This window comes from Streptomyces sp. NPDC050085 (assembly GCF_044460595.1).
Classification (GTDB): Bacteria; Actinomycetota; Actinomycetes; order Streptomycetales; family Streptomycetaceae; genus Streptomyces.
In genome coordinates this window covers 1-12,002 of the sequence record NZ_JBITJZ010000030.1, presented here as the reverse complement: position 1 = coordinate 12,002, position 12,002 = coordinate 1, and the positions used below count along the sequence as shown (strand labels likewise).

The 12,002-nt window shown below is 71.1% G+C and carries 13 protein-coding genes and 1 pseudogene; 6 read left to right on the top strand and 8 right to left on the bottom strand.

Annotated elements, in window-relative coordinates; all coding sequences use genetic code 11:
* Positions 1–196: 196 nt before the first annotated feature.
* A complete protein-coding gene (locus ACIBUY_RS42230) occupies positions 197–1,969 on the top strand; it encodes a cation:proton antiporter (RefSeq protein ID WP_399155518.1) in 1,773 nt (590 codons plus the stop codon).
* 31 nt (positions 1,970–2,000) lie between these two features.
* Here ACIBUY_RS42230 and ACIBUY_RS42225 read toward each other — a convergent pair whose 3' ends face one another.
* The 4 genes from ACIBUY_RS42225 to ACIBUY_RS42210 form a co-directional block, all read right to left on the bottom strand.
* Positions 2,001–2,360: a luciferase family protein gene (locus ACIBUY_RS42225; RefSeq protein ID WP_365579358.1), complete on the bottom strand. Its 360-nt coding sequence runs from the start codon at positions 2,358–2,360 to the stop codon at positions 2,001–2,003.
* An 89-nt stretch (positions 2,361–2,449) separates the two neighbouring features.
* Positions 2,450–3,784 carry a glutamate decarboxylase gene (locus ACIBUY_RS42220; RefSeq protein WP_399155517.1) on the bottom strand — a complete coding sequence of 445 codons (1,335 nt, stop codon included), beginning with the start codon at positions 3,782–3,784 and terminating at the stop codon, positions 2,450–2,452.
* Positions 3,785–3,939: 155 nt separating this feature from the next.
* Complete coding sequence (locus ACIBUY_RS42215; RefSeq protein ID WP_365579354.1) at positions 3,940–5,148, bottom strand: acyl-CoA dehydrogenase family protein; 1,209 nt, start codon at positions 5,146–5,148, stop codon at positions 3,940–3,942.
* A 65-nt stretch (positions 5,149–5,213) separates the two neighbouring features.
* Positions 5,214–5,855 carry an HAD family hydrolase gene (locus tag ACIBUY_RS42210; RefSeq protein WP_399155516.1) on the bottom strand — a complete coding sequence of 214 codons (642 nt, stop codon included), beginning with the start codon at positions 5,853–5,855 and terminating at the stop codon, positions 5,214–5,216.
* 161 nt (positions 5,856–6,016) lie between these two features.
* On the opposite strand from ACIBUY_RS42210, the gene ACIBUY_RS42205 reads away from it, so the two are divergent.
* Positions 6,017–6,958, top strand: coding sequence for an alpha/beta hydrolase (locus tag ACIBUY_RS42205; protein ID WP_365579350.1), 942 nt, complete (start codon positions 6,017–6,019; stop codon positions 6,956–6,958).
* Positions 6,959–7,002: 44 nt separating this feature from the next.
* Positions 7,003–7,665, top strand: coding sequence for a TetR/AcrR family transcriptional regulator (locus ACIBUY_RS42200; protein WP_365579348.1), 663 nt, complete (start codon positions 7,003–7,005; stop codon positions 7,663–7,665).
* Here the strand turns inward: ACIBUY_RS42200 and ACIBUY_RS42195 are convergent.
* Entirely contained in the window at positions 7,629–8,228 is a 600-nt protein-coding gene (locus ACIBUY_RS42195; protein WP_365579346.1) for a PadR family transcriptional regulator, read from the bottom strand. The genes ACIBUY_RS42200 and ACIBUY_RS42195 overlap by 37 nt on opposite strands.
* 90 nt (positions 8,229–8,318) lie before the next feature.
* Here ACIBUY_RS42195 and ACIBUY_RS42190 point away from each other — a divergent pair, with 90 nt between their 5' ends.
* On the top strand, positions 8,319–8,729 hold the full coding sequence (locus ACIBUY_RS42190) for a nuclear transport factor 2 family protein (RefSeq protein ID WP_365579344.1): 411 nt from the start codon (positions 8,319–8,321) through the stop codon (positions 8,727–8,729).
* A 7-nt stretch (positions 8,730–8,736) separates the two neighbouring features.
* Here ACIBUY_RS42190 and ACIBUY_RS42185 read toward each other — a convergent pair whose 3' ends face one another.
* Positions 8,737–9,666 (bottom strand): LysR family transcriptional regulator, encoded by a 930-nt coding sequence (locus tag ACIBUY_RS42185; RefSeq protein WP_365579342.1) that lies wholly within the window; start codon positions 9,664–9,666, stop codon positions 8,737–8,739.
* A 98-nt stretch (positions 9,667–9,764) separates the two neighbouring features.
* Between ACIBUY_RS42185 and ACIBUY_RS42180 the strand changes: the two genes are divergently transcribed.
* Positions 9,765–10,460: a type 1 glutamine amidotransferase domain-containing protein gene (locus ACIBUY_RS42180; protein WP_399155515.1), complete on the top strand. Its 696-nt coding sequence runs from the start codon at positions 9,765–9,767 to the stop codon at positions 10,458–10,460.
* 43 nt (positions 10,461–10,503) lie between these two features.
* Here ACIBUY_RS42180 and ACIBUY_RS42175 read toward each other — a convergent pair whose 3' ends face one another.
* The gene (locus ACIBUY_RS42175; protein ID WP_399155514.1) at positions 10,504–10,911 is read right to left on the bottom strand and encodes a Zn-ribbon domain-containing OB-fold protein; all 408 of its coding nucleotides are present in this window, start codon (positions 10,909–10,911) and stop codon (positions 10,504–10,506) included.
* Between the two features lie 164 nt (positions 10,912–11,075).
* Positions 11,076–11,792 (bottom strand): TetR family transcriptional regulator, encoded by a 717-nt coding sequence (locus ACIBUY_RS42170; protein ID WP_365579338.1) that lies wholly within the window; start codon positions 11,790–11,792, stop codon positions 11,076–11,078.
* A 127-nt stretch (positions 11,793–11,919) separates the two neighbouring features.
* Between ACIBUY_RS42170 and ACIBUY_RS42165 the strand changes: the two are divergent.
* Positions 11,920–12,002, top strand: a pseudogene (locus tag ACIBUY_RS42165) (electron transfer flavoprotein subunit beta); the annotation flags it as partial.

Sequence of the window (12,002 nt, the reverse complement as noted above, 5' to 3'; positions counted from 1 at the left end):
GCTCAGCGTACGGGGGCCGGGACCGCCCGGGGCCCGGCTTCGCCCACGGCGATATCGGCGGGGCTCCCGGCACACGCGAACCGGGCCGACACAATGCCCGCATGCACAGAACAGGCAGGACAGACAGAACAGGCAGGACTGGCAGAACCGGCAGAAGAGGCAGGTCGAGCAGCGCCGGGCCGGGGGTGGCGGCGGCATGGAACTGACCCTGATCGCCGTCGTCGGTGTCGCGAGCATCGTGGCCGTCGCGGCCTTCTCCCAGCGCCTGGGACTGGCCGCGCCGCTGAGCCTGGTCGTCGTCGGCATCGCCCTGAGCTTCGTGCCCGGCGTGCCGGTGCCGGACGTCGAACCGGAGTGGATCCTGGCCGGGGTGCTGCCGCCGCTGCTGTACTCCTCCGCCGTCAACATGCCCGCGCAGGACTTCCGGCGCGACTGGAAGGCCATCACGGGCCTCGCGGTGCTGCTGGTCGCCGTGTCGACGCTGGGCGCGGGCTGGCTCGTGCACCTGCTGCTGCCGGACGTCGGCTGGCCCGCCGCGTTCGCGCTCGGCGCGGTGGTCAGCCCGACGGACGCCGTCGCCGCGACCTCGGTGGGCCGCAAACTCGGCCTGCCCTCCCGCCTGTTGACCCTCCTGGAGGGCGAGGGGCTGGTCAACGACGCCTCGGCCCTGGTGCTGCTGCGCTCGGCGGTCGCCGCGCTCGCGGGCGCGGTGTCGCTGTGGGGCGTGGCCGGGAAGTTCGTGGTCTCGGTGGTCGTCGCCGTGGTGGTCGGGGTGGTCGTCGGCCTGGTCAACGTACGCGTACGGGCTCTGCTCGCCGACTCGGTCCTGAACACGGCGATCTCCTTCGTCGTGCCGTTCGTGGCGTACGTGCCGGCCGAGGAGTTCGACGCGTCGGGGGTGCTCGCCGTCGTCGTGACCGGTGTGGTGACGGGGCATCTGAGCCCGCGGTGGCTGCGGGCCCAGGACCGGATCACCGAGACCATGAACTGGCGCACGCTCGCCTTCCTCCTGGAGAGCGCGGTCTTCCTGCTGATGGGGCTCGGCCTGAAGACGCTGTTCGACGAGGCCAGGGCGCACCAGAACGGCCTGGGCGCGGGCCGCGTCGTGCTCTACGGACTCGCGGTGACCGGGCTCGTCATCGTCGTGCGCATGGTGTTCGTGGCACCGCTGGTGGCGATGTTGCGCCGGGACGAGCGCCGGGCGGCCGCGGCGAAGCCGTTCATCGAGCGGTGGCAGGAGCGCATCGACACCTTCGACCTGGGCGAGCGGTTCACGCCGCGCAAGAAGGCGCGGATCGAGCGGCGGGTGACGCGGGTCGGCGCCGACATCGACTTCCGGCTCAACGAGACGCTGGGCTGGCAGGGCGGCGTCGTCCTCGCCTGGTCCGGGATGCGCGGCGCGATCACGGTCGCCGCGGCGCAGACGCTGCCCGAAGACACCCCGTACCGGCCGCAGTTGATCCTCATTGCGTTCGTGGTGGCGGCCACGACGCTGCTCCTGCAAGGCCTGACGCTGCCTGCGGTGATCCGCACCGTTCGCATCCCGGGCGACGATCCCGAGCGCCGGATCGACGAGTTCCGGCAGCTGATCGGCGAGATGTCCGAGGCGGCGACCGAGGCCCTGGACGAGGAGGTGGCGGACGGGGAGGTCGAACCGTGGATCGTCGACCGGGTCCGCACGGACGGCCTGATCCGCCCGGCGCAACAGAACGGGGACGGAGACGGGGACGGGGACGGGGACGGGGACGAGAACGACGAGCCGGAGCCGCGGTCCGGGCCGAGCGCCGAGGCGCGCGGCACGTACATGCGGTTGCGGCTGCGAGTCATCTCCGCGGAGCGCGACGCCCTGCTCGCGGCGCGCACGCGAGGAACGTACAGCTCGCGTGCGCTCACCGACGCCCACCACGTCCTCGATCTGGAGGAGTCACGGCTGCAGCAGCTCGGCGACCGGTTCTCCGAGGACGCCTAGAAGGATGACCCCTGGAGGCAGGCATCAACTCCTAGGACGCGCGCGGCCGTTCCCAGTCGCACGCCGTTGACGGGCAGGCGTGGGCGTCGTGCTCCTTGAGGGCGACACTGACCAGGCTCAGCAGCAGGTGTACGTCCGTGTCGCACTCGAGGAGCACCGTGATCCAGGAGTCGCCCGGCCGGACGCGGATCGCACTGTTGTGCCGCAGTTGCGGAAGGAGCCGCTGCACCGCCGTCGAGGTGAGGTACAGATCGGCGCTGTCGTCGGCGTGGAAGTGGACGAGTTCGTGGCCCGCCGCGCAGAACGCGTGCCCCACCGAGCAGCGGGGTGGGCCACTTACCAGGTTCGGCCATGTCCCGAGTTCGGTCATGGCGCGCTGGGCCGCGGTCATGCCTCCATCCTTGCGCACCCTTCACCTGGAGGACCACCCCCAGCAACCCCCGCGTCCCTGCGCGTTGTTGACGGATCGGAGCTGAGGGATCAGGGGGTCACGGCGGCCTCGGCCTCCTGCAACGGAGCGGCCGTCAGCACGGCGGCCCCGGCGAGCGTGCCCGCGGCGTGCCGCAGGTCGTCCAGGAAGAGCTCGGCTAGGCGGGGGGTGAATCCGGTGCGGACCACCACGCGCAGCGCCCAGGTGCCGGACAGCCCGGTGGGCAGCGGATAGGCGGGCACTTGCCAGCCGCGGGCGCGCATGGCCAGGGCGATGCCGCGTTCGTGCAGGCCGAGTGCGTGGGCGGCATCGGTGAGGCGGAACGCGAAGGCGGGCAACTGGCCGCCGTCGGTGAGCAGTTCGAACAGGTCGAGCTCGGCGATGCCCGCGGCGAGGCTGCGCGCGGTGCGGCGCGAGGCGAGGTGCAGGCGGCGCAGCCCTTCGCGCCCGTAGCGGTGGAAGGTGTAGTACTGCGCGGCGACGTGGGAGGCGGGGCGGGTGAAGGTGAGCGAGAACGTGTTCATCTCGCCGCCCAGGTAGTCGACGTGGTGGACCAGGTCCGCGGGCAGGGCGTCCGCGTCCCGCCACAGGGCCCAGCCGAGACCGGGGAAGACCTGCCCGTACTTGTGCCCCGAGGTGTTGATGGAGGCGACGCGGGCGAGCTGGAAGTCCCAGAGGAGGTCCGGGTCGATGAACGGGGCGACGAGCGCGCCCGAGGCGCCGTCGACGTGGACGGGGATGTCGTGCCCGGTGACGTGCTCGATGCCGTCGAGGGCGAGACACAGGTCGGCGATGGGCTCGTAGGAACCGTCGAAGGTGGAGCCGAGGATGCCGACGACGCCGATGGTGCGCTCGTCGCAGTACTGGCCGAGCTGGTCGGGGGTCAGGTGCAGCCGGCCCGGGGCGAGCGGCACCAGGCGTGCTTCGACGTCGAAGTAGGAGCAGAACTTCTTCCAGCAGACCTGGACGTTGGCGCCCGCGACGATGTTGGGACGTGCGGTGTCGCGGCCCGCGGCCCTGCGCCGCTGCTCCCAGCGGCGCTTGAGCGCGAGCCCGGCGAGCATCGCGGCCTCGCTGGAGCCGGTGGTGGAGCAGCCCGTGGCACGCGCCGGGTCGGGCGCGTGCCACAGGTCGGCGAGCATCCGTACGCAGCGCGCCTCCATGTCGGCGACCTGCGGGTACTCGTCGGTGTCGACGAGGTTCTTGTCGGCGGTCTCGGACATGAGCAGCCGCGCCTCGTCCTCCATCCACGTGGTGCCGAAGGTGGCGAGGTTGAGGCGGCTGCGTCCGTCGAGGAGCAGTTCGTCGCGGATCGCGTCGTAGACGGCGCGTGGTTCGGATTCGTCGTGCGGGAAGGAGGTATCGGGGACGGAGGCGTAGGACATGACCTCTCCAAGGCGGATGGCGGCGTGAGCCGATCACTGCCGAACCTAGATCGACTACCGCCTCGGTGACCTGCACCGATTCACCCGCACGAGGGAGAACAGACGAAGGTGAAACATACATTTTGCTGATCGAATTCAGGCAGTTTGCCCGGACTTTAGGCGTTCCGCTGCGACTCCCTGCGCCGCAGCTCACGCCGCGCGATGGTCCGCTTGTGCACCTCGTCGGGCCCGTCGGCAAGACGCAGCGTACGCAGGTGCGCGTACATGCTCGCGAGCGGGAAGTCGTCGCTGACGCCCGCGCCGCCGTGCACCTGGATCGCGCGGTCGACGACCTTCAGGGCGACCTCGGGCGCGGCGACCTTGATGGCCGCGATCTCGGTGCGGGCCTGCTTGTTGCCGACGGTGTCCATCAGGTACGCGGCCTTGAGCGTGAGCAGGCGCGCCATGTCGATCTCGATGCGGGACTCGGCGATCCAGTCCTGGATGTTGGCGCGCTCCGCGATCGGGGCGCCGAAGGCGGTGCGGGCCTGCGCGCGGTCGATCATCAGGTCGAGGGCGCGCTCGGCCATGCCGAGGGAGCGCATGCAGTGGTGGATCCGGCCGGGGCCGAGCCGCGCCTGGCTGATCATGAACCCGTCGCCCTCGCCGGCGAGCAGCGCGGTGCGCGGCACCCGTACGTTCTCGAAGAGCACCTCGGCGTGGCCCTCGCGGTCCTGGTAGCCGAAGACGGGCAGGCCGCGCAGGACGGTGACGCCGGGGGTGTCGAGCGGCACGACCATCATCGACTGCTGGCGGAAGGCGGGCCCGTCGGGGTCGGTCTTGCCCATGACGATGAGGACCTTGCAGTGCGGGTGCAGGGCGTTCGAGGTCCACCACTTGCGGCCGTTGAGGACGTAATCGTCGCCGTCGGCCTCCATCCGCATCTGGATGTTGCTCGCGTCCGAACTGGCCACCGCGGGCTCGGTCATGGCGAACGCGGAGGCGATCTCCCCGTCGAGCAGCGGCTTCAGCCACTTCTCCTTGTGCTCGTCCGTCCCGAAGAGGGTGAGGACCTCCATGTTGCCGGTGTCGGGCGCGTTGCAGTTCGTGGCCTCGGGTGCGAGGTGAGCGCTGCGGCCCATGATCTCGGCGAGCGGAGCGTACTCGAGGTTGGTCAGGCCGGGACCCCACTCGGGGTGCGGGTGGAAGAGGTTCCACAGGCCGCGCTTCTTCGCCTCGGTCTTCAGCTCCTCGATGACCGGCGGGTGGAAGTGCGGGTCGCCCGACTCGGCCATCTGCGCGGCGTACACCGCCTCGGCCGGGTAGACGTGCTCGTCCATGAAGGCGAGCAGCTTGTCCTGGTACTCCTTGGCCCTGTCGGACATCTCGTACACGGTTCTCCCTCTCGCTGATGGCCCCATCACTGATGGCCCGATCACTGGCGATCCCATTACTTGTGGCCCAACCCGCCCATCAGGGCGGCGAGTTCGGCCGATGTCGTGGCGGCGTCGCGGTGCACCACCCCGGCGATGCCGAGCCGGGCCGCGGCCGTGATGTTCTGTTCCAGGTCGTCGACCATGACGGTCTCCCCCGGGTCGGCGCCGAGCCGCTCGCAGGCGATCGCGTACGCGCGCCGCGAGGGTTTGCGCACGCCGATGTCGCGGGAGACGGTGACGGCGTCGAACAGGGCGGGCAGGTCGAAGCCCGCGTAGCAGTCGTCGCCGAGCGAGTTGGACAGCAACCCGACGCGATGGCCGTCGGCGCGCAGCCGCGCCACGAGCGCGAGGGTGTCGGGGTCCGGTCCGAGCCGCGCCTGGAGCCGGCCGACGAGTCCCGGCCCGTCCCCCGGATCCACGCCGTGCGCGCGCAGCCGGGTCACGAGTCCGTCCTCGAACTCCCGCTGTCCGATGCGCCCTTCCTCGTGCGCGACGAGCAGCGCGCCGCTGGCGGCGTCCTTCGCGAACAGGCGCAGGAGGAGCCGCGGTTCGTCGCCGAGCTCGCGGCCCAGGTCCTCGAAGGCGGCGACGACGCTCGTGGTGAGCACCCCGCCGAAGTCGAAGAGCACCGCCGTGCGCTTACCGGTTCCCGCCATGGCGCCACCCCGTCGCTCGTCCGTACGGCCCGTCCGTACCGCTCGTCGCTCTTCCGTGTCGGAACGTACTTGAATCCGGGTTCAGGTTCAATGCTGGAGCGGAGGGTTCATCGGGCGTATGGTCGAATCCAACGTCAAGTTCAACGGGAGGGGCTGCGCCGATGGGCACGGACACATCGACGGCCGCGTGGGAGAAGCTGCCGTCACGCGACGTGGCGACGAACGGGATCACGCTGCGCGTCGTCGAGCACGGCCCGCAGGACGGCCCCCTGGTCGTGCTCTGCCACGGCTTTCCCGAGCTGGCGTTCTCCTGGCGGCACCAGATCGGCGCGCTGGCCGACGCCGGCTACCGGGTGCTCGCGCCCGACATGCGGGGCTACGGCGGCAGTTCGCGCCCCGAGGACGTGACCGAGTACGACGCGCCGACCCTGTGCGCGGATCTCGCCGGACTCCTCGACGACGTCGGCGCCGACGACGCGGTGTTCATCGGGCACGACTGGGGTGCCTCGGTCGTGTGGCACATGGCGTGGCTGCACCCGGAGCGGGTGCGGGCCGTGGTGGGGATGAGCGTGCCCGTGACGCCCCGCTCCCCCGTGGCGCCGCTGCCGGTGCTGCGCAAGCGACTCGGCGACGACTTCTACATGGTGTGGTTCCAGGAGCCGGGCGTCGCCGAGCGGGCCCTGTCGCGCGACGTGCGCAGGACGCTGGTGGCGCGCGAGGTCTGGTCGGCCGCGTGGGCCGAGCGTGCGGAGGCGGAGGAGGAGTTGAGGCCCCCGCGCTGGATGGGCGAGGCCGAACTCGCGCACTACGTCGAGACGTTCGAGCGCACCGGTTTCACCGGCGGCCTCAACTACTACCGGAACCTGGACCGCACCTGGGAACGCACGGCGGAGCTGGCGGGCCGGACGATCGACTGTCCCGCGCTGTTCGTCACCGGTTCCAAGGACCCGGTCGCCCGGTTCATGCCCGACGACAGGCTGGAGGCGACGCTGACCGATCTGCGCGGCCGTGTCGTCCTGGACGGCGCGGGCCACTGGATCCAGCAGGAGCGGCCCGCGGAAGTGAACGCCGCGGTCCTGAAGTTCCTCGCGGGCCTCGGCTGATACGATCCCCCGCCACCGACCGGCGTACGAACGAACGGACCGCCTTGGCTGCCCACGCCCCGGCCGCTGACGGCGGCCAGAAGCAACCGATCACCCCGCGCAGCGCACGCGGCCTCAGGACCCGTGGCGCCCTGATCGCCGCGGCCCGCGAGGTCTTCGAGCGCGACGGCTACCTGGATGCCCGGATCACCGACATCTCCAAGGCGGCGAAGGTCGCTTCGGGCTCGTTCTACACGTACTTCAACAGCAAGGAAGAGATCTTCCAGGCGCTCGTCGAGCAGGTGCAGGAGGAGATGCTCCACCCGCATCTGCGCGAGCGCACCGGGATCACGGACCCGCGCGAGCTGATCGACGCCTCGAACCGCGAGTACTTGCGCGCGTACAAGAAGAACGCGCGCCTGATGGCGCTCTTCGAGCAAGTCGCCCAGGTCGACGAGCAGTTCATGCAGCTGCGCATCGAGCGGGGCAACGCGTTCGCGCGGCGCAACGCCAAGCTGATCCGGTCCCTGCAGGAGCGCGGCGCGGCGGACGCGAGCCTGGATCCGCTGGTGACCGCGCACGCCCTGTCGGTGATGGTGAGCCGCATGGCGTACATGGTGTTCGTGCTCGGGCAGCGCATCCCGTACGAGCGTCTGGTGACGACGCTCAACAAGATCTGGGAGAACGGGCTTCAGCTCACCGAGCCGGACTCCGAGCCCGAGGCCTGAGCAGGGCGGGCGGCGGCCCGGCGCTCCAGGATCTCCAGGACGCGCCGCCCCCAGCGCAGATACTCCTGCTCCAGGCCGATGCCGCCCATCAGCGTCAGATACGGGCCGACGCGCTCCCCCTCGGCGAGGAACTCCTCCTCGCCGAGGCCGCCGAGCAGATGCCGGCGCACCCGCTCGTAGCGGGCGAGCTTTCCGGCGGCCCAGGCCATCCGCTCCTCGATGTGGGCGCGCACCGTGTCCAGGTCGCCGATGTCGACGGCCTGCACCTTCACCATCAGCTCGTCGCGCAGCGCCATGGGCCTCGGCTGCTTCGCCGTGAACGCGGCGAGGTCGGCGCGGCCCGCCGTGGACAGCGTGAACATCCGCTTGTTAGGCCTGCGCTCCTGCGGCACCACGCGGGCGTCGATCAGCCCCTCGCCCGCCAGCCGGTCCAGCTCCCGGTACAGCTGCTGCGGCGTCGCGGCCCAGAAGTTCGACACGGACACGTCGAAGATCTTCGCCAGGTCATATCCGGACGCCTCGCCCTCCAACAGGGCGGCCAGGACCGCGTACTTGAGAGACATGTGGACACTCTACAGCGAGACGATTATTCTCACTCGCACCTATTCAATTAGTTGCCTAATGAGGGTGACGGTCGAGAGCGAGGTGGCGTCATGCATCCCTTCCGCGCTGCGGTGGAGAAGGGCGATCTGGCGGCGGTCGAGGATCTGCTGGCCGAGGACGTGGTGTTCACCAGCCCGGTCGTGTTCAAGCCGTACCCGGGCAAGGCGATCACGTCGGCGATCCTGCGCGGCGTCACGCGCGTCTTCGAGGACTTCCGCTACGTGCGCGAGATCGAGAGCGTCGACGGGCGCGATCACGCCCTCGTCTTCGAGGCGAGGGTCGGCGACCGGAAGATCACCGGGTGCGACTTCCTGCACTTCGACGAGGACGGTCTGATCGACGACTTCATGGTGATGGTCCGGCCGCTGTCGGCGGCGCAGGCACTGTCCGCGGCGATGGGCGCGCAATTCGATCTGATCGCGAAGGAAGCCGCCGACTCCGGTACGGCGCAGGGCAGTTGAGGGGGCGTCACACTCCTCGTGCGGACCTCAGGAGATGGTCGCGTACGAGGGTGACGTGCGGGTTGGCCGACGATCCCGGCCGCTGGACGAGGAAGGCCGTGTTGATCGGGGCGTCCGCCGGGTCGTGCAGCAGGACCAGCGCGCCGCGGGCCAGGTCGTCGGCGCACAGATAGCGGGGCAGCACGCTGAACCCGGCGCCGCCTGCGACGGCCGCGCGGACCCCGCGCAGGTCGGGGACCGTGACGGCGGGCGTGCGGGCCAGGCGCCTGCCGAAGACGTGACGCCAATAGCGGCGGACGATCGGCAGGTCGTCGGCGTAGGAGACGAGGGGCACGCCGTTCAGTGCGGCGGGACCCTCGCTCGCCAGGCGGGCACCGATGCGCTCGGCCCAGGCGGGGGCGGCGACCAGCACGAACTCCTCGTCGTCGAGCGGCGTCGCGGCCAGGTTCCGCCCGCGCGGCCGGACGGTGGCGACGACCAGGTCGTGCCGCCCGGCACGCAGCGCCTCGAGCAGCTCGTCGGTGAGGCCGAACGCGAGACGCAGCCGTACGCCCTGGTCGACGAGCGGGGCGAGCGTCGGCAGCACGCTGTGCGAGAGGTACTCGGCCGGGCCCGCGAGGTGCACGGGGTCCGCGTCACCGGCGCCGAGCAGGCCGCCGGGGCCGCCGACCGCGCCGAGCTCGTCGAGGGGACCGCCGACGCGCGCCGCCAGTTCGTCGGCGAACGCGGTCGGGGCGACGCCGCGCGGCTGCCGCTCGAACAGGTCGCGGCCGAGCCGCGTCTCGAGCGCCCGGATCTGCGTGGTGACCGTAGGCTGCGAAAGGCCGAGCAGCCGGGCACCCGCGGTGAAGGCGCCCGCCCGGTAGACCGCGAGGAACGTACGCAGCAGGTTCAGATCGGGCAGCCCGTGCAACCCATTGACTTCCCTATCTCTCACATGGCCGAGCCTATTGGAATCCGATGGGTGACCGGGCCTACGGTCGAGAGCATCGCCGCAGGGGCGATCTGCGGGCCCGCATCTTGGGAGCAACACTCATGTCGAAGATCCTGTTCGTTCTGACCGGCGCCGACCACTGGACGCTCGCCGACGGCACCCTCCACCCGACCGGCTTCTGGGCCGAGGAGGCCGTCGCCCCGTACGAGGCCTTCAAGGCGGCGGGGCACGAGATCGTCGTGGCGACGCCCGGCGGTGTGGTGCCGCCCGTCGACCGGGGCAGCCTCGCGCCGGAGTACAACGGCGGCCCCGAGGGCGCCGAGCGCACGGCGAGCGCGCTCGCCGCGATGACCGAGCTGAAGAGCCCGATCCGGATCGAGGACGTCGACCTCGACGAGTACGCCGCCGTCTTCTACCCCGGCGGGCACGGCCCGATGGAGGACCTCGCGGTGCACGCGGACTCCGGCCGGCTGCTGACCGACGCCCTGCGCGGCGGCAAGCCGCTCGGCGTGGTCTGCCACGGCCCGGCCGCGCTGCTCGCGGCGACGGACGCGGACGGCACCAACACGTTCCGGGGCTACGACATCGCGGCCTTCACGAACGCCGAGGAGATCCAGGGCGGCCTCGCGGAGCGCGCGAAGTGGCTGCTCCAGGACCGCCTCACCGAGGCCGGCGTCAACGTGGTGGTCGGTGAGCCCTGGGCGCCGCACGTGATCGTCGACCGCAACCTGGTCACGGGCCAGAACCCGGCGTCGTCCACTCCGCTCGCCACCGAGCTGCTCAAGATGCTGGGCTGACAAGGGAGTTGGGACCGGCCCGGCGGCAGGGACGGCGGCCCGCTCAGCGCAGGTCGTCGTCGCCCGTCGGATCGTCGCGCAGCTCGAAGACGACCTCACCGGAGTCGACCCTGGCACCGCGTGCCGGGCGCACGGTGGCCCCCACCCACACGAGGTGGGGGGCCGTGCCCACGACGCGGCAGGGCACGACGAAGTCCTCGGGGAAGCGGACCAGCGACTCGTTGCGCGCGACGCCGGTGCCGCGGTGGACGACCCGGGACTGGACCACGACGCCGGGTCCCGCACTGTGCTCGGTCTCCAGGTCGCTGGACGCGCAGACGGGGCAGAGCAGCCGCCGGAACGACGGGGTCGCGCACCAGCGGCACCGCTGGAAGGCGAACCCGGTGTCCGCGTCGGCCGGCGGCGCCAGGACACCGGCGCCACCCCTGGACATCGTCGCTGCTGTCGACATCTCGAAAACCCCTGACATCGCTCGGCCTCCCCGCGCTCGCCCGGTGCGCGCCGGGCTGCGGCCGCGGCGCCCCCTCACCGTATGGCACTCAGTGCCGAATGGTAAAGACACCGAGTACCCTCAATTGCTCACGGCTGTGCTCGGGGGCCGACTCGGTCCCCTCCTCAGCTCTCCCGCAGGGCGGACTCCACCTGCTGGATGACGCGCCACATCGGGGCGCCCTTCGGCGCGACCATGACGACGACCTCCTCCTGCGCGACGGCCGGCGCGGGGGCCTCGCCGGACGTGCCCCACACCTGTCGGACGAGCCCGAACGCGTGCTCCACGCGGGCCTCGGCGTCGCCCTCGCCGCCGGAACCCAGCCACGAGCGCAGCCCGTTGTTGTGCGCGGCCACGACGGACGCCGCCACGACCTCGGCGCGCAGCGCCCCGTCCGCGACACCTTCCCAGCGGCGGCGCAGATAGCCCGCGAGCGTGCGCTCGTAACGCCGCACGACGGAGAGTTCGTACGCCCGCAGCCCCGGCACCTCGCGGGTCAACCGGTAGCGCTGCACGGAGAATTCGGGGTTCGCCGCGTACATCCGCAGCACGATCATGGTCGCTTCGCACACCACGTCGACGGCGTCGCGTTCGTCGCTCGCCGCGTCGAGGAACGCGGTCATGTCGGCCAGGCTGCTCTCGTGGTCCGGGAAGACGGCGTCGTCCTTGGAGGGGAAGTACCGGAAGAACGAGCGCCGCCCGACACCCGCCCGCGCCACGATGTCGTCCACGGTCGTCCGCTCGAACCCGCGCTCCAGGAACAACTGGAACGCCGCCTCGGCCAGCACCTCCCGCATGGGTGCCTTCTTCTGTGACCCGGTGACCTCGCGCGCCTCGCTCATGCCGGGAACGTAACACCGCACGGGCCGCTTTGGCACTACGTACCTTTACATGGGGAACTGAGTGCCATACGTTGGCGCCCACAGGACCTTCAGGACCCTGAGGACGCTCTGAGCGAGGAGAGCCGGCGTGAGCTTGAGGATCGTTGTCACCGTGAAGTACGTGCCGGACGCGACCGGTGATCGGCATTTCGCGGATGACCTGACGTTGGA